This is a genomic window from Brevibacterium sp. S22 (assembly GCF_004745485.1).
Classification (GTDB): Bacteria; Actinomycetota; Actinomycetes; order Actinomycetales; family Brevibacteriaceae; genus Brevibacterium.
The window spans coordinates 24,338-42,695 of record NZ_RHFG01000006.1 but is presented as its reverse complement, the minus strand read 5'-3'; the positions used below and the strand labels follow the sequence as shown (position 1 = coordinate 42,695).

Below are 18,358 nucleotides of genomic sequence, written 5' to 3'. Positions count from 1 at the left end.
TCCCACCGGGACGGATGTGTCCGGAGGCGGGCGGAAAATGTTGGCGCAGATTCCGCGCCGGGTCCGGTGACCTTTGGCAGAATGAGGCTATGTCGGAATCAATTGTATTCGCGCCGCTCGACGACGGGGTCGCGTCCGTGACGATCAATCGGCCGTCCACGCGCAACGCGCTGTCGCTTGAAGTGATGGAATCCCTCATCGACACCCTCGCCGAGGTGGCCGACCGGACGGATGTGCGTGCAGTCATCCTCATCACCGCGGGTCATGTGTTCAGCTCCGGTCATGACCTCACCGAGATCCGCGGGGCGGATCATGAGTCCCAGCAGGCCACCTTCGATGTCTGTGCACGGCTGATGCAGCTCATTCAGCGCATCCCGCAGCCGGTCATCGCGCAGGTGCAGGGAGTGGCCACGGCAGCCGGCTGTCAGCTCGTGGCGACATGCGATCTGGCCGTCGCGGCCGAATCCGCACGGTTCGCGACCCCCGGGGTGAAGATCGGTCTGTTCTGTTCGACTCCGATGGTGGCGCTGTCGCGTGCGGTGCCGGCGAAGCAGGCGATGCGGATGCTGCTGACCGGTGATTTCGTGACCGCTGCGGACGCGCTGAAGTATGGTCTCGTCTCCGATGTCGTCGCCGATGCCGACCTGGAGTCCGCCACCTTGGACTTGGCGCTCAAGGTCGCGTCCGCCTCGTCGGCTACAGTTGCCCTAGGAAAGGCCGCGTTCTACGAACAGCGGGAACTGCCTGTGACCGATGCCTACGCGCGGATGTCCCAGGTGATGGCGGACAACGCTGTCGCGGCTGATGCACAGGAGGGGATCGACGCCTTCCTGACGAAGAGGGAACCGCAGTGGCAGCACCGCCGCTGAGGCGGTGGGTGTGACGATGAGAAGGGGACCGTCGTGGCGGTGATAGTGACCGGAGCCAGCGGCTTCATCGGTGGTGCCATTGCACGGGCGCTCGCCGAACGGGATGAGACGGTCTATGCCCTGTGTCGGAGAGACCCGGAGATTCCCGGGGTGAATTTCCAACATTGGGACATCTTGGAACCCGCTCCTGCGTCGGTGGCCTCGTTGGCCAAGAACGTGACAGCGGTCTTCCACTGTGCGGGGATCGCGTCGGTCAGCGCCGATGATGACGCCCTCTACAACGTGAAGGTGACGGGCACTCGCAATGTCCTCGATGCCTTCCCGCAGGCGCGCGTCGTCCACCTGTCATCGACGACGGTGTATTCGGAGACCGAACCCCATTCCGAGCTGTGGGAGGAAGCCGGGCCGAAGGATCCCAACGAATTCTCCGACGCGTACTCTCGCACTCATGCTCTCGCCGAGCAGCTCGTGGCGAGGATCCGTCCCGATGCTGCGATCCTGCGGCCCGCGGCGGTCTATGGTCCGGGGGAGACGATGCTGATGCCGTTCCTCGCGAGACTGTCGAAGAAGGGTGTGCTGCGTCTGCCCGGTGGCGGTCGGCAGAAACTCACCCTGACCCACGTCGACAATGTGGTGCGGGCCGCGCTCGCCTGCCTCGATGTGCCGTCGGCGGCGGGACCTTTCAATATCGGTGACCCGATGCCGTACCGGCTCAAAGACGCCGTGGTCACACACTTTGCGCGGATGGGCTATGACCAGGTCGTCATCGAGGGGGTCGCGAAGGACAAGGCGCTGGTGTCGGCGAAGCTCGGCCTGAAGATCAAGAGCATGTTCAAGCGCGGGAACCGGGCGAAGCTGTTCCTCGTCACGTACCTGCAGTCCGATCGGACTTATAACCTGACGCGGCAGCAGCGGGTGCTCGGGATCTCGACGACCCAGCATCTCATCCCCTCCCGGTTCCAGTAGGGTCCAGTTCCAGCAGGAGCCCTGGTTCCAGCAGGGTAGGCGGTCAGGGCTCACCTCGGCGTCGGGCGGCCCTGCCGCTCAGCGCTTCAGGCCGTGTTGGGCGGCGACGATCTTCGACATCAGCGACCTCGGTAGGACGCGCTTAAGCAGGAACGGCAGCGGGGCCCGGCTGCCGACGGCATAGAACTCCCGCGGCCTGGGCGCGACGATGGCATCGACGATCGTGGAAGCGACCTTCTCCGCCGGAATGCCGCCACGTTCATTGGCATCGAGATGCTCGAGCATCGTCGTGACGTCCGCCGTATAGGGCGACCCTTCGTCGAGGTATTTCGTCCGGCGCAGGCCGATGCCGGTGGCGATCGATCCCGGTTCGACGGTGCTCACCCACACCCCGAAGGGGGAGAGCTCCTGTCGGGCGGCCGTGGCGAAGGCGCGCAGAGCCGCCTTCGCCGCCGAATACGAGCTGCGGTGTGCCAGGGGGAAACTCGCGAGCATCGACCCGACCATGATGATGCGTCCCTGTCGACGATTCCGCATTCCGGGCAGCACGAGCTGGCTCAGCCGAACGGGTCCGAACACGTTCGTGCGGAACAGGCGTTCGATCGCCTCGGCCGGAAGCTCTTCGAAGGGACCTGACTGGCTCTCTCCGGCATTGTTGACGAGCACATCGATGTCATCGAGCACGCCCAGTTCATCCAGCTCTTCGGCCAGTGCCTCCGGGCCGCGCGGATCGGCCAGGTCGAGTCGCAGGTAGCGGACACTGGGGATGCGGTCGGCAGGTGTGAGGCGGTCGGGATTCCGACTGGTCGCCAGCACCATGCACCCCTTCGCGGCCAGCTTCTCGGCGACGGCTTTGCCGATTCCAGAGGTGCCCCCGGTGACGAGGACGGTGAGATCTGCCTGCGCGGTGCTCACGCTTCTCCTCTCGTTCCGCGTGCGGCCGTCCCGCGTCCGTCTGACTCGGCTGTCCCGTCAGATCCCGTCGATCCTTCACCGGCTGCGACCGCACGCCCGGCGCGCAGGCCTGAGAAGATGCACCCGCCGAGGAACGTTCCTTCGAGCGCGTTGTACCCGTGCATGCCGCCACCGCCGAAGCCCGTGACTTCGCCGGCAGCATAGAGACCGGGAATCGGTGTGCCGCCACCGGCACGGCGACCGCCCGCACGTGCATCGCCCGCAGGCGCGTCGCTGCCACGCGAATCACTCGCACCGTCCGCGTCGCCGGCGGAGCCTCGGCCCGCAATGACCTGCCCGTCGAGGTTCGTCTCCAGCCCGCCGAGTGTCTTGCGTGAGAGCAGGCTCAGCCGCACCGCGATGAGCGGCCCGTGGTCCGGGTCGAGGATCTTGTGTGGTTTCACGGCCCGCACGATCTTATCGCCGAGGTAGGCCCGCGCATTGTGGATCGCTTGGACCTGCGCGTCCTTCGAATAGGCGTGCTCGGTCTGCCGGTCCCGCTGAACGATCTGTTCGACCAGCCGGTCGTGGTCGATGACAGGTCCGCGGGAGCGTTCGTTCATCCCCGTCACGAGTTCTTCGGATGAATCGGCTACAACGAAATCCGAACCGTACTTCTTGAATGCTTCGATCGGTCCCGGAGCATCCGAGGACCGCACGCGGTCGAGGGTGATCCGGATGTCCTTCTCCGTGAGGTCCGGGTTCTGTTCCGAACCCGAGAGCGCGAACTCCTTGCGGATGATCGACTCGTTGAGCACGAACCACGAATAGTCGTGCCCGGTGTCCAGAATCGTCTTCATCGTCCGGTTCGTGTCGAAACCCGGATAGTTCGGCGCCGGGAAGCGGTTGCCCTCGGCATCGAACCACATCGACGACGGCCCCGGAATGATGCGGATCCCATGCCCCGGCCAGATCGGATTCCAGTTCTCGATGCCCTCCGTATACGCCCAGATACGGTCCCGGTTGATGAGGCTCGCCCCCGCATCCTCGGCGACCTGCAGCATCCGTCCGTCCACATGGGCGGGTACACCGGCGAGCATCGTATCCGGGAACTCGCCGAGGCGGTCGACCGGCCAATACTTCTCCATGAGGTCGAAATTGTGTCCGATCCCGCCGGTGGTGACGATGACGGCGGGTGCGCGGTGCTCGAAGTCGGCGACTTCGTCGCAGTTCGACTCCACCCCACGCGCCGTGGGGGAGGGCGCGAGCACGCGCCCTCGGACGCCGACGACGGCACCGCCTTCGGTGATGAGTTCGTCCACGCAGTGACGGAAGCCGAACTCAACGAGGCCGGCATCCTCGGCGGCTTCGACGGGCTCGCGGAAGACCCGGACCACCTCGGGGCCGGTGCCCCAGGTGAGGTGGAAACGGGGCACGGAATTGCCGTGTTCGCCCGCCCCGGACCCTCCCCGTTCGGCCCAGCCGACGATCGGGGTCAGGCGCAGGCCCAGGTCACGCAGGTACCGACGTTTCTCCCCGGCGGCGAACTCGAGGTAGGCCTCGGCCCATTTCCTCGGCCAGTGATCATCCTCCCGGTCGAAGCCGGCCGAGGTGGCCCAGTCGCTTCGTGCGAGTTCGAGCGAATCGTGGATGCGCAGCCGCCGCTGTTCGGGGGAGTCGATGAGGAAGAGTCCGCCGAGGGACCAGAACGCCTGTCCGCCGAGGTTGGCCCGGTTCTCCTGGTCGAGGATGAGCACGCGCTTGCCGGCCAGAGTGAGCTCATGAGCGGCGACGAGTCCGGCGAGTCCGGCACCGACGATGATCGCATCGGGCGATGTGCGGCTGTCTGGGCCTGTGCTGCCGAAAGAACTCATCGTCGACTCCTCTGTCGCTTACTTGCCAGTAGGAATCAGTATCGCAGACTCTCCCGGTGAGGGAGGCAATCAGCCGCCCAGCGTGGATTCCAGCCAGTCGGCGGCGGCGGTGAAGGACTCGTCGGACGTCGTCGGATCGATCGGCACCACGGCACCATCGGAGCTCGGGTAGCTGCCGAGGAAGTGCAGTTTGAGCGCCGCCCGATGCACGCCCTGCAGAGCCTCGGCCATCCGGGCCTCATGGATGTGTCCGAGCAGGTCGATCGAGAACTGATAGAGACCCAGTCCGTCGCCGGTCGGTCGAGATTCGATGCGGGACATATTGACCCCGCGGCTGGAGAACTGTTCGAGCAGTTCGAGCAGTGAACCCGCTCGGTCCGAACGCAGGGCCGCGACGATGGTCGTCTTGTCCGCGCCGGTCGGTGTGGGCAGCGGACCCGGTCGGGTGACGACGACGAAGCGGGTCACAGCATCCTGGCGGTCGCCGATGTCCTCGGCGACGACGTCGAGTCCGTAACGCTGCGCGGCCAGGGCCGGGCAGACTGCGGCCACATGGTCACCGGCGTCATTGGCCAGATCCCGGGCGGCCGCAGCGGTCGAGGAGGTCGGCAGGTAGACGGCTTCGGGGAAGTTCTCGTTCATGAACGCCCGCACCTGTGCCTCACCGTGCGGATGGGAGCCGAATGTGGTGATCTCCTCCCTCGTCGTCCCGGGCTTCACCGCGAGGACGAAGCGGACGGGCACGACCACCTCGGCGATGATCTGGAGACGTCCGTGTTCGGTCAGAGCATCGATCGTGGCCGGGACTCCGCCTTCGAGGGAGTTCTCGATCGGCACGACGGCGGCATCGCAGTCGCCCTCGAGCACCGAGTCGAGTGCGGCGGCGGCATTGCGCATCGGGTGCGTGGATGCGCCGTCGCGTAGGTTCCGGGAGTCGAGGAAGCTGAGCAGGGCCGCCTCGGTGAAGGTGGCCTCGGGGCCGAGATAGGCGAAACGGTTCAGACTCACTTGCCGGTCTCCTTCTTCGCGCGCACGCGGCGGACGAGGATTGCGCGGGCGACGTCGCGGTATTGGGCGGCGCGGTGCAGCTGCGCCTTGAGGTCGCGGCCGGTGACCCGGTGGTGGAGGTCGCATTCGACCTCGGCCACGCGCAGTCCGGCGTTGACGACGTCGATGGTCATGGCCGCCTCGACACCCCATCCGGCGGCGAAGGGCAGGGCCGCGTCGAAGGCCTCCCGTGACAGACAGCGCATTCCCGACAGGGGCTGGGTGGCCTCGAATCCGGAGAGTTCGGCGATGCCCTTCTTCGCCAATCCCACCACGAAGCCGAAGCCCCCGCCCTTGCGTTTCTGAGCAGGCAGGATCGCGATCGTCATGTCCGCCTCGCCTGCCAGTACGGGAGCGGCCAGGGGAGCGGTGTTCACGGCGGAGTCCTCAAGGTCGCCGTCGATGAACAGCAGCGCCCGGTGGTGCGGTTCTACGCCCGGGTCGGCGTCGGAGATCTCCCGATTGCGCAGAGCGAACGCCCCGGTCATCATGGCCGCTGCCTTGCCCTTGTTCTTCGGGTGGGTGATCACCTCGGCGCCGGCCCGACGAGCGAGGGTTCCCGTGTCATCGTGCGACCCATCGTCGACGACGAGGACCATGTCGACGCCGGGGATCTGCTTGGCCGCGATCACGGTGGCAGCGATCCGGTCGGCTTCGTTCATCGCGGGGATGACGGCGGCGACCGCCTCGGGGGCAGGGTGCGGCTGTGCGCTCATGGGGGTTCTCCTGTCCGTCACCGGCACCGAGGCGGGGCCGGGCACCGACGATTCCGTGCCCAACCCCGCCGGCGGGGCGGCGGATGTCAGTGGATGGTCAGCTGGCGGGACACGATGCCCGAGCGGACGCGGCGGGCCTCGGTGCTCATCGGCTCGGTCGTGTTCAGCGCTTCGTCCATGCGCTTGCCGAACGCGGCGATGGGCTCCTCGACGTCGTCGACCTGAGTGCCGAACTCGAGCTCCCAGGCGGGGACGATGATCCCGTGTGCGCGGAAGTAGCCGAGGAAGGTGCCGATGCCGCCGAGGTCGTTGGCGTTCTCGGCCTGCAGGCGGGCCATCGCGTCGACGATGCGGTCCTCACCTTCGGAACGGGCCCAGCGCACGTACGTGCGGCCCGACATCTCGGTCCAGTAGGCGGAGTCGACGGAGGCGAGCTTCTCGGTCGGGGCCACGGAGTCGTTGGCCTGCTGGAGGGCGGCGCCGACCTCGGGGTCGTTCTCGGCCTCGGGCAGGGCCCAGTAGTCGAAGTTCTCGAGCACGCGGACCTCGAACGGGTGCGAAGTGTCGAGGATGTCCTGCAGACGCGGACCCTCACCGGGTTCGGTCGTCGCTTCGATCGACGTGCCGGGTTCGGCGTCGACGGCGGCGAGTATGCCGCGGGCGACATCGCGGGAGGCGTCGGTCGAGGACACGGGCACCTGCATTCCGGCCATGATCTCACCGTCGTCGCGGCGCCAGGCCTGCCACGCGGCGGGCAGCAGGGACGCAATGGTCACCTCGTGGCCGCCGTACTCCTCATTCAGCTTCGCGGTCGCGGTGGCCGCGGGCACGAGTTCGCGCAGGCAGATGAGGTCGGCCTCGAACGGCAGGTCCGCGAACGGACGTGCGACGAATGCCGTGGCCTGCGCCCTGGCGAGGCGTTTGGCGATGAGTTCTTCCTTGGAGCGCTTCGACTTCTTTCCCATGGGACGCAAGTCTAGTCGGTGCAGCGGATGCCGGGCCGACGGGTCCGCGGGCGTGTGGATGGGTGTGGGGTTCGGGGGTGCGGATGAGAGGGACTCGGGGCTGACGGGCGTCACGCGGCGGGAGCCGGATGCTTCCCGCGACTACATCGGTGGCATCATGGGGTCGTGTCTGAAATGCGCCCCTCATTCGTCGAACGTGATGCCTTCCGCACTGCTTTGTCGAACGCCTTTGCCGATGGACGCATCGACGATGAGGAGTTCGAGCGTCGCTCCACTCTCATCGAGACCGGCAGTCGCGCCTCGGATCTGCAGAAGGCGCTCGAGGATCTTCCCCGACCCGAGGTCGAATTTCCCGACCACCCTCACCCGCGCCGAGGCGATCAGACGTCAGCGGCGGAAGGGACAGAAGGACTCCCCGAAACTCAACCGGCGACTGCTGCTGGCAGGAGGCGCTGCGGCCCTCGGATTCGTCGTCGCCGGCGGACTCGGCGAACTCTTCGGCGGGGGCCGAGCCGATGCGGAGTCCGCGGATCCGGCGGAGCCCGCAGCCGATTTCATCGACGACCCCGCTGCCCTCGAAGCCGTGCTCAAGAACATCGAGGACAAGGGGTACACCCATTTCACACAGGTATCCATCGGCCCGGATGTGTTCGAAGCCAGGGCCCGCAGCCTGAAGACCTCGAGCGGGGTCGACAGCCTCACCGACTACGGGGAAGGGGACCTCAGGATCGCCGATGCCGGTCATCTCTCGAAGGACACCGACCTCTTCACGCTCGACGAGTTCGCTGTCGACCTCATCCCGGCGATGTCGCAGGCGGCGCAGAAGGAGCTCGGCGGTCCGACGATCGGCAGGGTCGAGCTGAGCGTCGAGCGCGGACCGCGCGGGCAGGACGGGGGCGGCGAACCGGTTGTGGAGCCGGTGATCACCGTGACCGTCGAAGGCGGCGAATACGGCAGGAACGGGGGCTACCTGCGCTGGACCGGCGACGGGCAGGAACTCATCTCGATCTATCGGTCGGACGAAGGCTGAAGGGGGCTGAGAGACACAGATGAATGAGCTGAGGAAGAAGCACGACTGGCGCCCTTCCCGCGACGAACGCGCACCCTATCTCTCCGCGCTCAACCAAGCGCTCGCCGACGAACGACTCACGACAGCGGAACACGAGACCAGGATCGCCCGCGCCGAGGAGGCGACCAGTTTCGATGACCTCGACAGCCTCGTCGCCGACCTCCCCTTCGAATGGCATGACGCGGAACTCGACAGAGTGCAGAAGACCGACCGTCGCCGGTTCATCCTCGGCGGGGCCGCCCTGCTCGGAATCGCCGCCGCGTCCTGGGCCGGTACCCGGACGTGGGTGAAGGGCAACGACGACGCCGCGGCGGCCGGACGATCAGACTCCGGTGCTGGAGACGCGCCTTCGCCGGAGACAGCTGACGGGAGGTCCGTTCCCACCGATCTGGTGCAGGTGGAGAACTGGCAGAAGGACACGGTGTCGACCGCGCTCGACCATGCGAGCGGGATGGGGCTGACGATGATCCGACGAATCGAGGGCGGGGGCGATGACTTCGCCGTCAAAGGGTCGGATGAGAATGACGAGTGGATGACCGTCAGATTCCGCAGGGACAACCGTCCGACGGTCGAAACCGATGAGAATCAGAGTCCGTCGGACAGATGGCTCGACCCCGACGAGTTCCCTGATGTCGATGTGGCCGCGCTGCATGACGAAGTGAGATCCGAACTCAGCAGGAACACGCAGGCGCACCGTCTCGATATCGGCTATGACCTCACCGCCGATGAGTGGCTGGTGACGATCTGGGACGGACCGAACACTTTCGCCTGGACGCTCGACGGACTCACCCGCGTCTAACTCTGCCGCCCCACAGGAATGAAGTACCGGGTGGTGTTCGACTCGTCCATCCGCACCTGCAGCTTGTCGCCCGGATGAGGGAAGGCGGAGCGCTCCGGATTGTCGGGAGTCAGCCCGAGCGTCTCCAGACGGATGATTCCGTGGCGACCCACCTCGTCGGCGGCGAGGACATAGGAGTGGTTGAGTTCGCGGATCGTGACCTCGATGGCCGGATCGGTCGATTCGTCCGCCGCGTTGAAGACTCGGGGCTGAGCGGAATTGCCCATGCCCAGGTAAGCGCCGACATCGTCGGCGATGAAGCCGGCCACGGAATCGGCCTGCGCCATGAGGCCCGCGAGGATCACAGACAGCCGTTCCTGCTGGGCATCGGATTTCAGGGCCTGGCCCGGTTTGAACAGGTGCTCCTCGGCCAGGACACACCACGCATCCTGCATGATCGTGCGCAGCTGGAGTTCGACGAGGACGGAGGGCTCGGAGTCGAAGGGAACCTCGACGATGAGGTGGCGGCCACGGTACCCGGAAGGCTTCGGGGTCGCGGAGTAGTCGCGCACCTCGGCGATGGAGAGGTTCGCGTCGTCGCCCGCCTCGGTGAGCAGATCCCACAGGGCCGACTGCTCGCGTTCGGTGCGGCATATGACGCGGGCGCCGACGACGTCGACGACCTGGTTCTCGACCTCGACGGATTCGTGGATCTCGTCGTTCGCATCGGCGAGCTTGCGCCGCAGCTTCTCGCCCGTGCGCAGTCGGTCCTTGATCCGACCGTCGGCGACGCGGACCCGGTCGCCGGAGAGCAGGGCCGATGCGGCGCAGGCGGACTCGACCCAGTCGTTGACCGTCTCGAGGGCGGCCCTCCACGTGGACTCGCGCCGGTCGTAGGCTTCATCGACCAATTCGCGGACAGTTGCTGACATCCTCGTCACCTTCCTAGCTCCTGATTCAACTTCACCAGAAGACGCCGAGGATGTCTATGGCTTGGCCGCTAATGTTGCCGCGCCGGTGCCAAAGGGTGAGACGAGTGAGTCAGACGTCGTAGTCGACGATGACGGGGGCGTGGTCGGACGCTCCCTTTCCCTTGCGCTCTTCGCGGTCGATCTCGCCGGCTGTCGCCGTGTGAGCCAGTGCCTGTGAGGCGAGCTGGAAGTCGATGCGCATGCCCTGCCTCTTCGGGAACCGCAGCTTCTGGTAGTCCCAGAACGTATAGACGCCGGGTCCGGGCGTGAACTGGCGGGTGACCTCGGTCAGGCCGGCGCTGAGGAGGTCCTCGAAGGCGGCGCGTTCGGCATCCGAGACGTGTGTGGCGCCGTCGAACTCGGCCATATCCCAGACGTCCTCGTCGAGCGGGGCGACGTTGAAGTCACCGCAGAGGACGAGTTTCTTCTCCGGCTCGGCGCTCAGCTGCGCGGTGATATCGGCCGTCAGAGCCTTGTACCAGTCCAGCTTGTAGCTGTAGTGCGGGTGATCCAGTTCGCGGCCGTTGGGCACATAGAGCGAATAGACGCGCACATCGTTGCAGGTCACCGACAGGGCCCGGGCTTCGACGACGGGTTCTTCCGAGCCGAAGGCAGGGATGTCCTTGAAACCGATCCCGGTGTCGGCCAGTCCGATGCGCGAGGCGATGGCCACGCCGTTCCACTGATTGAGGCCGTGATAGCTGACCTCGTAGCCGCGCTCGGTGAACAGCTCCTCGGGGAACTGCGAGTCCTTGCACTTGAGTTCCTGGATGGCCAGGACATCGACATCCGAACGATCCAGCCAGGCCCCGATGCGGTCGTGGCGGGCGCGGATCGAGTTCACATTCCACGTAGCGATTCTCACTCTCCCACCCTAAGCCGTCCGCGCCGGAGGTGAAAACGCCGCGGCGGGCGAAGTTGCCTCGTGGGCTGTGCCGGCGATCGCCTGGCCCCTGTGCAGAATCGACCGGTGCGGGATCGATAAGCTGGGACCATGCCTGAAGCTCCCAACGAACACCTCGGCCACGACGGGGCTGCCTGCCCTGACTCCTACTATGTGCGCCTGTCCGAGGACCGCCTCATCTCGACCCTGCACAGCCAGGGTGCCTGGCAGCCCGGCGAACAGCACCTGGCCCCGGCCTCCGGCATCGTGCTCGCAGAGATCGAACGTCGGCTGCCCAGTGACAAGCTGATCTCCCGGGTGACCTTCGACGTCCTCGGCGTCATCCACTCCGGTGAGTTCACCATCGACGTCAACGTCGTCCGCCCCGGCCGCACCATCGAACTCGTCGAAGCGCATATGCGCCACGGTGAGCGCACCAGCGTGACCGCGCGAGTCTGGCGACTGCAGGCCTCGGACACAGAAGAGGTCGCCGGCGACGAATGGTCGGCGCTGCCGCCCGTGTCCGAGGTGCCCGAGATTCCGTTCACCAACCGTTGGGGAGGCGGCTACATCGCTTCACTCGAAGGCCGTCAGGCAGCGGACGCCCATCCCGGCTGCGCGCAGTCCTGGCTGCGCAGCCCCTACCCTCTGGTCGACGGTGAGATCGACCCGCCGACCGCGGCCTTCGTCAAATTCGTCGACACCGCCAACGGTCTGGCCGTCCGCGCGGACCCGAAGACGACCTTCTTCCCGAACGTCGACCTCTCCATCCACCTCACCCGCCTTCCCGTTTCCGGCTGGATCGGCTTCGACACCAAGGTCGCCTTCGGGCCGACCGGCTTGGGCCAGACGACGAGCGTGCTCAGTGACGCCGGCGGTCCCGTCGGCACCGCGGTGCAGTCCCTGACCGTGCGCAGGGGCCGCGGAGCAGTATGAGCCGGCGGCCGCGTGCCCTCATCACCGGGGCGAGCTCCGGGCTGGGGCGCGGCTATGCCCGCACACTGGCCGCTGAGGGCTACGACCTCGTCTTGGTCGCCCGGCAGGAAGCCCGGCTGAGGGAGCTGGCCGAGCAGCTGAGGGCCACTCAGAACATCCTCGCCGAGGTGGCCGTGGCCGATCTGTCGACCCGTGACGGCATCGACGCCGTCGTCGAGATCATCGCGGAGCAGCGGATCGATGTGCTCATCAACAACGCCGGCTATGGTCTGCGGGAGACCCTGCTGAGCTCCGATATCGCCGAACTCAACGATCAGGATCAGGTGCTCACCGGGGCAGTGAGGGAGCTGTCGCTGGCTGCGGCCAGGCGCATGCGGGCCCGCGGCCGCGGTGGCATCGTCAATGTCTCCTCGCTGGCGGCAATGACGACGATGGGGCAGTATGCAGCCTCGAAGGCCTCGACGCTGGTGTTCACCGAGGCACTCGCCGGCGAGCTCAGGGACGAGCCGGTGACGGTCACGGCAGTTCTGCCCGGTTTCATCCGGACGGAATTCCACAGCCGCCTCGGCGTGGAGCGTCCCGGGCCCGGTCTGATCTGGCTCAGCGCTGATCAGGTGGTGCGGGAGTCGCTGCGTGATGCGCGTGCGGGAAAGATCGTCTCGGTGCCGGGGTGGGGCTACCGCGTGGCCGCACTCGTGGCCCCCGCAGTGCCGCGTCCGCTCATGCGCTGGGGGTCGAACGGATTCTCCTTCGCCCGCACCCGCGAGAAGTGACCTATATGCAATTTCCCGCAAGCACTGCTCAATCGGGTTGAGGATTGAACTACCGGAGTCTGAGCCTGTGACCAGGGGTTTTATTCTGTTCACTTCTGTGCTATGAGTCTTGACAGGATTCAAGACAGTAGGTGAGATTCTTTACAAGCGACACGAAAGTGTGGTCAAATTATGATGTTCGCCCGGTGGGGATCGGGCGGACATAACGGACGTATGGGGATGCGTCCGGGTACTCGAGGGGAGTGCTGCGAGGACCCCGGGATGTCGCGATTACGCGCCCCGGGGTTCTTGTCATTCACAGCAGTTCTTCGCGGCTTCTGTCCGACGTCAGGTCACCATCGGACACCGTCGCCCGAATCTGGGTCGCGAACGGACATTTCTGACGTCGGAAAGTATCCGATGGTGACCTGCATTCGGGCCGCTACTGGATGTTGACGGTGCGCTGGCGGCGCGAACGGGTGCGGGCGATGGCGATCTCGAGCGCCACCGCGCTCAGCGGGGCACCGAGTGCCAGAGACGCATTGCCGGCGGCGCGCTGCGCGGTATCGGCGATGATCGCATCGATGTCGGCGCGCTCATCGGCAGCGACGTGGATGAGCAGCTCCGGGCGGCGTGCGGTGCCGCGCAGAATCACCTGGGCATCGGAGACACCGTCGGCGGATTCGAGGTCGGCGGCGACCGCCTCGGCGATGACTTCGGCATTGACCGTGGTCAGGCCCGTCCTGGAGTCGGCCTGCATCCGGAACGGTTTTGCGAAGTCCTTCCGCGGGACCTGCGCACTCAGCCAGCGGAGTCCGATGACGGCGAGGATGAGTGCTGCGATCACCGCGATGAGCGCCGAATAGGGCAGCGCAAGCACCGAGGCGACCGGACCGAGATCGGCTCCCGCCTCCAGAGCAGGATCGATCGACGCGGTGAGACCGAAGCCGATGGCGAGCACTGCGAGCCCGAGAGCCATGGCGATGAGGCCGAGGATGATCAGCCCCGTGCGGTTCGCGGCGGCGGCCGTGCGTCTCATGACTGGCTCCTTCTGGCTTGGACCTTCACCGCAGGGGTGCGGTCGAACGAGATCGCGGCGAAGCGGTCCTTCACAGCGGCTTCGACCTCGGCGCGGATCGGCTCAGAGTCGCGGATCGGGGTCGAGAACGTCACGATCGTCGACTTCGCATTCGACGATGCCTTGACCCCGCTGACACCATCGACTCCGTCGGCGGCAGCCGCTGCGATCTGCGACAGCGCCGAGGTGGGCATGGCCACCTCGAAGTCATCGATGTGGTCGGAGCCGTCGGCACTCACACCCAGGATCCGGCGAGCTCCGGGGGAGAGGCCGAGGATGAGGGCGACGAGTCCGAGCAGAGCCAGGACCACCCCGACGGCGATGACCAGGGCGGAGTTCCAATGCAGTCCCCCTGCCGCCTCGGCGGTGGAGGTGCCGGTCAGTGGAGCAGCGGCGGATCCGGTGGCGACGAGAGCGGCGATGCCGGCCCAGCCGAGCCCCACGGCCAGAGCCAGCAGCACGATCGCTGAGAGCGTGGCCGGTCCGATGCGAGCGGGCCGCTTGCGCAGCAGGCGTGTGCTCATTGCAGGCGATTCCTTCCTCGATTCGCACCGGAGGAATCCGGAGCGAGCCACCGCACGCTGATGTCGACCTGGCGGACGGTGACTCCGGTGAGACGTTCGACTTCGGCACTCAGCGTGGTGCGCAGCCGTTCGGTCGCCTCGGCGATGGGGGTGGGGTAGGCCAGGCCCAGCTGGACGGCGAGTGTGCAGCTGCGTCCGGACAGGGTGACATCCACGGACGGTCGGGTGTCCAGGCTGGAGCTCGCTCCGATTCCGAAGAGGCCCGAGCTCGTGCCGCCGACACCGGGCAGATCTTTCAGCACCTGCCCGGCGGTGCGCTCCACGACCTTGTCCGCGATCGTCAGGCCGCCTCGGCGAGCGGGAGCGTCGTCGAGTGTTGGGGCCACGGCGCTACCTCTGCGTCGTCGAGCGTGAGCTCAGCGCGGAGAGGTCGAGGCGCCCGTCGAGGACGAGGCCGATGACCAGGCCGAGTCCGCCGCAGATGGCGACGACGAGGAACGCGAGGAAGCCGCCGAAGTAGGCGACGATTCCCAGCGTCAGGCCGACGAGGAGTCCGATGAGAGTTTTCGACATGGCATTCCTTCTGCCGAGGTGGTGCTGCGGATAAGGGTCAGTTGAGTTCCGGCGAGTCCTTGTCCGGGGCCTCTTCGTCGTCCTCGGGCAGGTGGACGTCGGTGACGTCGATGTTGACCTCGACGACCTGGAGCCCGGTGCCCTGTTCGACGGCGCGGATGACGTTGCGGCGGATCGCCTCGGCGACCTCGACGATGGAGGTGCCGTATTCGACGACGATGGTGAGGTCGATGGCGGTCTGCTTCTCGCCCTTCTCCACGGACACTCCGCCGGAGACGTTCGTCTGCGATCCCGGAATGCGGTCGGTGAGCGTGTCGAAGGCGCGGCGTGCGGCATTGCCCATGCCGAAGACGCCGGGAACTTCACGTGCGGCGATTCCGGTGAGCTTGGCGACGACGTTCTCGGCGATGGTGGTGGTGCCCATCTCGGTGACGAGCGGGCTGCGCACGGAGTCTTCGGTCGGGTTCTGATTCGACGGTGACTGCTTTGCTTCTGGCATTGCTTCTTCCCTTTCGTCGTTGCTTTCGCAGTTGCTGACATATGTACAGACGCGGGTGTCGTGAAATCCTCACGCGGACTTCGCAGAAATTTTTCTGAGTGGCCTACGATGAGGGTATGAGCAGGGGAGATGATCGTTTCGACGTCGTCACCCTGGTCGTGCGTGCTCGCGAGGGAGATATCGCCTCCTTCGAAGCCCTCGTCGACGAATACGAGCGGAAGCTGCTGCGTTTCGCCTGGCGTACGCTCGGGGATCGACAGGATGCCGAGGACGTCGTTCAGGACACACTCGTCAAGGCGTGGAAGTCGCTGGACGCCCTCACCGAACCCGCGGCGTTCGGCACGTGGATCTACCGGATGGCCTCGAATCGCTGCACCGATGTGCTGCGCCGTCGCACGTCCAGGCCCTCCGACGCTTCGGATCCCGAGGAGCTGGGTCATCACGTCGATGGCGCCGTCTCGGTCGAACGCTCCGTCGAGGCCCGCACGGCGCTCGAGCACTTCTCCGAGATTCTTAAGACTCTGTCATCGGAGCAGCGTGTAACGTGGGTGCTCCATCAGATGGAAGGTCTCAGCTACTCCGAGGTCGCCGAGACCTTGGGAATCAGCGAAGGCAGTGTGCGCGGACGCATCCATCGCGCCCGGACTGCCATCGCTGAGGGCATGGAAGGATGGGTATGAGCGACGAGTCCGTCGACGCCACGGACGCCCACCTGCGCGGCATCATCGACGAATACATGGGGGCCTTCGAGCCCGACCCGGAAGAGTCCGTCGCTCTGCGCGAGCGCATCTTCCAGATCGTGCGCGAGGACGCCGCCCTGGCCCCGGCCACGAAGCTGACGACCGAACACGGAAACCCCTTTCGGATCTCGACGGCCGAGGTGCGCGGCATCGTCCGCAGAGCCGTCGACGCCGTGCCCGGAATCCGCGCCCGCAGCGTCACCGCCACCCCGACCGGAGATCCCGAGGGCAGCGCCGTCGACATCACCCTGACCGTGGCGATGAGAGCGGGGACGGTTTTCGTTCCCGCCGCCGAGGAGGTCCGCGGCAGCGTCGCCGATGCCCTGACCGCGGAGCTGGGGATCCCCGCGATGCGGATCGACATCACCGTCGAGGACGTCTTCGCTGCTGAGGAGGCCGCCGATGGCTGAGAAACCGATGGCTGAGAACGAGGCCCCACGCGGATTCGACGAGGCGGAGGTCTCGGCCCGCCTGACCGATTCAGTCACCGGAGTCGAGGGTGTCACCGGTCTGGCGCCGGGGCTGCGCGACATGATCGCCAGTGCGGCTGCACGAGTGATGCGCAGGTCCGGTTCCGAACCGCTGCGCGTCGAGGTATGGCGGACGGACGAGGACTTCAGCATCCGGGTCGATGCTCACCTCGATGACAGTCGAGCCGTGACCGAGGTCGTCGATGAGCTCTTCGCCGTCATCGCCGTCGACCTGCGGGCCGCGGTCGACGGTCCCGTCGGGGGCATCGACATCGACGTCCGCATCGTCAGCCGCAGTTCCTGAGGCCGGTCCGCCCCGCGGCGGCCACCCGAAGACAGTGGATTCCACTTTCGGTACACCTTGCTCAGAATTGCGCACTGAGGAAACTGGGCATTTCAGAGAAGGGCGTGCCACACACCCGCTTCAGCTGTGACTGGTGCGGGCGCGCGTGCTTTCGTCACAGAAAAGGGCGAGCAACGGCACAGAAAAGGGCGAGCAGCCCGGTTTCAACCAGGAGCTGCTCGCCCTTTTCTCTGCCGTTCGCGGCGGTGACGGTGACCGCCGCGAAGCAGCTCTCAGGGGAGTCCGGCTCAGGCGGTCTTGCTCTTCGACCGTCCGGTGATGAAGCCCCAGACGATGAGCACGATCAGCGAGCCGCCGATGGCGCACAGCCAGGACGACAGTGAGAAGAACGAATTCATCTCAGCACCGAAGATCATGCCGCCGAGCCAGCCGCCGAGCATGGCGCCGATGACGCCGAGGATGAGGGTGGCGAAGATGCCGCCGCCCTGTTTGCCGGGCAGAATCGCCTTGGCGATGGCTCCGGCGATGAGACCGAGGATCAGATATGCGATGAAACCCATGTTGCTCACGTCCTTCCTGAAGGCACTTGACCGGCTGGGTTGCACGGTGTTGTAGACACTCTACAACGCATTGTGGCCGAAAGTGCCAACCTGCGTTGATTCTTTATGACATCTATACGGACGCGGCCACGGCGGAATCCTCACGCTCTCAATCTGTGCGGTCCGCCACACATGGTCCGACCGCACCGACTCCGACCGCGTTCCAGATCAGGTCACCCTCGCTGAGACGGCGCTGAACGGCGGCTCGCGTCCCGCGCATTAGACTGGAGACCATGACCGACAGCTCTGACACTCGCCGACAACTGCTCGACCTCATCGACGAACTCGCTGTGGTGCGCGGCAGAGTCACTCTCTCCTCCGGCAAGGAGGCCGACTACTATCTCGATCTGCGTCGGGTCACCCTCGACCACCGCTCGGCCCCGCTCGTCGGCGACGTCGTCCTCGACCTCCTCGAGGTTCATGATCTGCTCGACAAGATCGACGCCGTCGGCGGCCTGACCATGGGGGCCGATCCGGTCGGCACAGCTGTCATGCACCGCTCGGTTGTGCGCGGCACACCGCTGGATTCCTTCGTCGTCCGCAAGGAGGCGAAGAAGCACGGAATGTCCCGTCGCGTCGAAGGCCCCGATGTCGCCGGCAAGCGAGTCGTCGCCGTCGAGGACACCTCGACGACGGGCGGTTCTGTGCTCACCGCCGTCGACGCGCTCAAGGAAGCCGGCGCCGAGGTGGTCGCAGTGGCCGTGGTCATGGACCGGGACACCGGCGCCAAGGAACGGGTCGAAGCCACGGGGATCCCGTACCTGACCGCGCTGTCGACGAAGGATCTCGGACTGGACTGAGGCCCGCCTCGGCGAGGTGGGCCTGCACGATGTGGATCGGCTCACCGATCA

The 18,358-nt window shown here is 66.2% G+C and carries 23 protein-coding genes; 10 read left to right on the top strand and 13 right to left on the bottom strand.

Translation table 11 applies throughout. The features are described from left to right. The first annotated feature begins 89 nt into the window (after window positions 1-89). Both EB835_RS07600 and EB835_RS07595 read left to right on the top strand, forming a co-directional pair. Window positions 90-869 (top strand): enoyl-CoA hydratase, encoded by a 780-nt coding sequence (locus EB835_RS07600; RefSeq protein WP_135808871.1) that lies wholly within the window; start codon window positions 90-92, stop codon window positions 867-869. Between the two features lie 33 nt (window positions 870-902). Beyond that, entirely contained in the window at window positions 903-1,835 is a 933-nt protein-coding gene (locus tag EB835_RS07595) for an NAD-dependent epimerase/dehydratase family protein (protein ID WP_135808870.1), read from the top strand. A 78-nt stretch (window positions 1,836-1,913) separates the two neighbouring features. On the opposite strand, the gene EB835_RS07590 is transcribed toward EB835_RS07595, so the two are convergent. The 5 genes from EB835_RS07590 to EB835_RS07570 form a co-directional block, all read right to left on the bottom strand. Further along, complete coding sequence (locus EB835_RS07590; RefSeq protein WP_135808869.1) at window positions 1,914-2,750, bottom strand: SDR family NAD(P)-dependent oxidoreductase; 837 nt, start codon at window positions 2,748-2,750, stop codon at window positions 1,914-1,916. Then, window positions 2,747-4,603: an FAD-binding dehydrogenase gene (locus tag EB835_RS07585; RefSeq protein ID WP_135808868.1), complete on the bottom strand. Its 1,857-nt coding sequence runs from the start codon at window positions 4,601-4,603 to the stop codon at window positions 2,747-2,749. The genes EB835_RS07590 and EB835_RS07585 overlap by 4 nt, the downstream gene beginning before the upstream one ends. Before the next feature lie 69 nt (window positions 4,604-4,672). After that, complete coding sequence (gene pheA, locus EB835_RS07580) at window positions 4,673-5,611, bottom strand: prephenate dehydratase (protein ID WP_168216656.1); 939 nt, start codon at window positions 5,609-5,611, stop codon at window positions 4,673-4,675. Continuing rightward, on the bottom strand, window positions 5,608-6,366 hold the full coding sequence (locus EB835_RS07575; protein ID WP_135808866.1) for a glycosyltransferase family 2 protein: 759 nt from the start codon (window positions 6,364-6,366) through the stop codon (window positions 5,608-5,610). Before EB835_RS07575 ends, pheA begins: the two co-directional genes overlap by 4 nt. An 86-nt stretch (window positions 6,367-6,452) precedes the next feature. After that, the gene (locus tag EB835_RS07570; protein WP_135808865.1) at window positions 6,453-7,331 is read right to left on the bottom strand and encodes a DUF5926 family protein; all 879 of its coding nucleotides are present in this window, start codon (window positions 7,329-7,331) and stop codon (window positions 6,453-6,455) included. A gap of 250 nt (window positions 7,332-7,581) precedes the next feature. On the opposite strand from EB835_RS07570, the gene EB835_RS07565 reads away from it, so the two are divergent. Then, window positions 7,582-8,361, top strand: a complete 780-nt coding sequence (locus EB835_RS07565; RefSeq protein WP_240688622.1) for a hypothetical protein — start codon at window positions 7,582-7,584, stop codon at window positions 8,359-8,361. A gap of 19 nt (window positions 8,362-8,380) precedes the next feature. Further along, the gene (locus EB835_RS07560) at window positions 8,381-9,199 is read left to right on the top strand and encodes a DUF1707 SHOCT-like domain-containing protein (protein WP_135808864.1); all 819 of its coding nucleotides are present in this window, start codon (window positions 8,381-8,383) and stop codon (window positions 9,197-9,199) included. Here EB835_RS07560 and EB835_RS07555 read toward each other — a convergent pair. Next, the gene (locus tag EB835_RS07555) at window positions 9,196-10,110 is read right to left on the bottom strand and encodes a GTP pyrophosphokinase (RefSeq protein WP_135808863.1); all 915 of its coding nucleotides are present in this window, start codon (window positions 10,108-10,110) and stop codon (window positions 9,196-9,198) included. The genes EB835_RS07560 and EB835_RS07555 overlap by 4 nt on opposite strands. Window positions 10,111-10,219: 109 nt before the next feature. Further along, on the bottom strand, window positions 10,220-11,014 hold the full coding sequence (locus EB835_RS07550; RefSeq protein ID WP_135808862.1) for an exodeoxyribonuclease III: 795 nt from the start codon (window positions 11,012-11,014) through the stop codon (window positions 10,220-10,222). A gap of 129 nt (window positions 11,015-11,143) precedes the next feature. Here EB835_RS07550 and EB835_RS07545 point away from each other — a divergent pair, with 129 nt between their 5' ends. Next, window positions 11,144-11,968, top strand: coding sequence for a thioesterase family protein (locus tag EB835_RS07545; protein ID WP_135808861.1), 825 nt, complete (start codon window positions 11,144-11,146; stop codon window positions 11,966-11,968). Continuing rightward, a complete protein-coding gene (locus tag EB835_RS07540) occupies window positions 11,965-12,741 on the top strand; it encodes an SDR family NAD(P)-dependent oxidoreductase (RefSeq protein WP_135808860.1) in 777 nt (258 codons plus the stop codon). Before EB835_RS07545 ends, EB835_RS07540 begins: the two co-directional genes overlap by 4 nt. 421 nt (window positions 12,742-13,162) lie before the next feature. On the opposite strand, the gene EB835_RS07535 is transcribed toward EB835_RS07540, so the two are convergent. The 5 genes from EB835_RS07535 to EB835_RS07515 are packed head-to-tail and all read right to left on the bottom strand — an operon-like array spanning window position 13,163 to window position 15,394. Continuing rightward, window positions 13,163-13,759 (bottom strand): alkaline shock response membrane anchor protein AmaP, encoded by a 597-nt coding sequence (locus EB835_RS07535; RefSeq protein WP_135808859.1) that lies wholly within the window; start codon window positions 13,757-13,759, stop codon window positions 13,163-13,165. Beyond that, window positions 13,756-14,322 (bottom strand): DUF6286 domain-containing protein, encoded by a 567-nt coding sequence (locus tag EB835_RS07530; protein ID WP_135808858.1) that lies wholly within the window; start codon window positions 14,320-14,322, stop codon window positions 13,756-13,758. The genes EB835_RS07535 and EB835_RS07530 overlap by 4 nt, the downstream gene beginning before the upstream one ends. Then, window positions 14,319-14,708, bottom strand: a complete 390-nt coding sequence (locus tag EB835_RS07525; RefSeq protein ID WP_135808857.1) for an Asp23/Gls24 family envelope stress response protein — start codon at window positions 14,706-14,708, stop codon at window positions 14,319-14,321. The genes EB835_RS07530 and EB835_RS07525 overlap by 4 nt, the downstream gene beginning before the upstream one ends. 4 nt (window positions 14,709-14,712) lie before the next feature. Next, window positions 14,713-14,895: a DUF2273 domain-containing protein gene (locus EB835_RS07520; RefSeq protein WP_135808856.1), complete on the bottom strand. Its 183-nt coding sequence runs from the start codon at window positions 14,893-14,895 to the stop codon at window positions 14,713-14,715. A gap of 37 nt (window positions 14,896-14,932) precedes the next feature. Then, window positions 14,933-15,394, bottom strand: coding sequence for an Asp23/Gls24 family envelope stress response protein (locus EB835_RS07515; protein WP_135808855.1), 462 nt, complete (start codon window positions 15,392-15,394; stop codon window positions 14,933-14,935). 116 nt (window positions 15,395-15,510) lie between these two features. Here EB835_RS07515 and EB835_RS07510 point away from each other — a divergent pair, with 116 nt between their 5' ends. Genes EB835_RS07510 through EB835_RS07500 form a run of 3 tightly spaced genes read left to right on the top strand, consistent with a single transcriptional unit; the run spans window position 15,511 to window position 16,908 of the window. After that, window positions 15,511-16,074, top strand: a complete 564-nt coding sequence (locus EB835_RS07510) for an RNA polymerase sigma factor (protein ID WP_135808854.1) — start codon at window positions 15,511-15,513, stop codon at window positions 16,072-16,074. Next, on the top strand, window positions 16,071-16,544 hold the full coding sequence (locus tag EB835_RS07505) for an alkaline shock response membrane anchor protein AmaP (protein WP_240688621.1): 474 nt from the start codon (window positions 16,071-16,073) through the stop codon (window positions 16,542-16,544). Before EB835_RS07510 ends, EB835_RS07505 begins: the two co-directional genes overlap by 4 nt. Beyond that, window positions 16,537-16,908 carry a hypothetical protein gene (locus EB835_RS07500; RefSeq protein ID WP_135808852.1) on the top strand — a complete coding sequence of 124 codons (372 nt, stop codon included), beginning with the start codon at window positions 16,537-16,539 and terminating at the stop codon, window positions 16,906-16,908. Before EB835_RS07505 ends, EB835_RS07500 begins: the two co-directional genes overlap by 8 nt. A 287-nt stretch (window positions 16,909-17,195) precedes the next feature. Here the strand turns inward: EB835_RS07500 and EB835_RS07495 are convergent, their stop codons facing one another. Beyond that, entirely contained in the window at window positions 17,196-17,468 is a 273-nt protein-coding gene (locus EB835_RS07495) for a GlsB/YeaQ/YmgE family stress response membrane protein (RefSeq protein WP_135808851.1), read from the bottom strand. Between the two features lie 272 nt (window positions 17,469-17,740). On the opposite strand from EB835_RS07495, the gene pyrE reads away from it, so the two are divergent. Continuing rightward, a complete protein-coding gene (gene pyrE, locus EB835_RS07490; RefSeq protein ID WP_135808850.1) occupies window positions 17,741-18,307 on the top strand; it encodes an orotate phosphoribosyltransferase in 567 nt (188 codons plus the stop codon). The last annotated feature ends 51 nt before the right edge of the window (window positions 18,308-18,358 follow it).

Excerpts from the sequence above, each read along its gene's own strand:
- EB835_RS07505 (WP_240688621.1), top strand. The coding sequence starts at position 16,071 with ATGAGCGACGAGTCCGTCGACGCCACGGACGCCCACCTGCGCGGCATC.
- EB835_RS07585 (WP_135808868.1), bottom strand. The coding sequence starts at position 4,603 with ATGAGTTCTTTCGGCAGCACAGGCCCAGACAGCCGCACATCGCCCGAT.
- EB835_RS07515 (WP_135808855.1), bottom strand. The coding sequence starts at position 15,394 with ATGCCAGAAGCAAAGCAGTCACCGTCGAATCAGAACCCGACCGAAGAC.
- EB835_RS07535 (WP_135808859.1), bottom strand. The coding sequence starts at position 13,759 with ATGAGACGCACGGCCGCCGCCGCGAACCGCACGGGGCTGATCATCCTC.
- EB835_RS07500 (WP_135808852.1), top strand. The coding sequence starts at position 16,537 with ATGGCTGAGAAACCGATGGCTGAGAACGAGGCCCCACGCGGATTCGAC.
- pyrE (WP_135808850.1), top strand. The coding sequence starts at position 17,741 with ATGACCGACAGCTCTGACACTCGCCGACAACTGCTCGACCTCATCGAC.
- EB835_RS07570 (WP_135808865.1), bottom strand. The coding sequence starts at position 7,331 with ATGGGAAAGAAGTCGAAGCGCTCCAAGGAAGAACTCATCGCCAAACGC.
- EB835_RS07545 (WP_135808861.1), top strand. The coding sequence starts at position 11,144 with ATGCCTGAAGCTCCCAACGAACACCTCGGCCACGACGGGGCTGCCTGC.
- EB835_RS07495 (WP_135808851.1), bottom strand. The coding sequence starts at position 17,468 with ATGGGTTTCATCGCATATCTGATCCTCGGTCTCATCGCCGGAGCCATC.
- EB835_RS07600 (WP_135808871.1), top strand. The coding sequence starts at position 90 with ATGTCGGAATCAATTGTATTCGCGCCGCTCGACGACGGGGTCGCGTCC.
- EB835_RS07530 (WP_135808858.1), bottom strand. The coding sequence starts at position 14,322 with ATGAGCACACGCCTGCTGCGCAAGCGGCCCGCTCGCATCGGACCGGCC.
- EB835_RS07555 (WP_135808863.1), bottom strand. The coding sequence starts at position 10,110 with ATGTCAGCAACTGTCCGCGAATTGGTCGATGAAGCCTACGACCGGCGC.
- EB835_RS07510 (WP_135808854.1), top strand. The coding sequence starts at position 15,511 with ATGAGCAGGGGAGATGATCGTTTCGACGTCGTCACCCTGGTCGTGCGT.
- EB835_RS07565 (WP_240688622.1), top strand. The coding sequence starts at position 7,582 with ATGAGGAGTTCGAGCGTCGCTCCACTCTCATCGAGACCGGCAGTCGCG.
- EB835_RS07520 (WP_135808856.1), bottom strand. The coding sequence starts at position 14,895 with ATGTCGAAAACTCTCATCGGACTCCTCGTCGGCCTGACGCTGGGAATC.
- EB835_RS07560 (WP_135808864.1), top strand. The coding sequence starts at position 8,381 with ATGAATGAGCTGAGGAAGAAGCACGACTGGCGCCCTTCCCGCGACGAA.
- EB835_RS07575 (WP_135808866.1), bottom strand. The coding sequence starts at position 6,366 with ATGAGCGCACAGCCGCACCCTGCCCCCGAGGCGGTCGCCGCCGTCATC.
- EB835_RS07540 (WP_135808860.1), top strand. The coding sequence starts at position 11,965 with ATGAGCCGGCGGCCGCGTGCCCTCATCACCGGGGCGAGCTCCGGGCTG.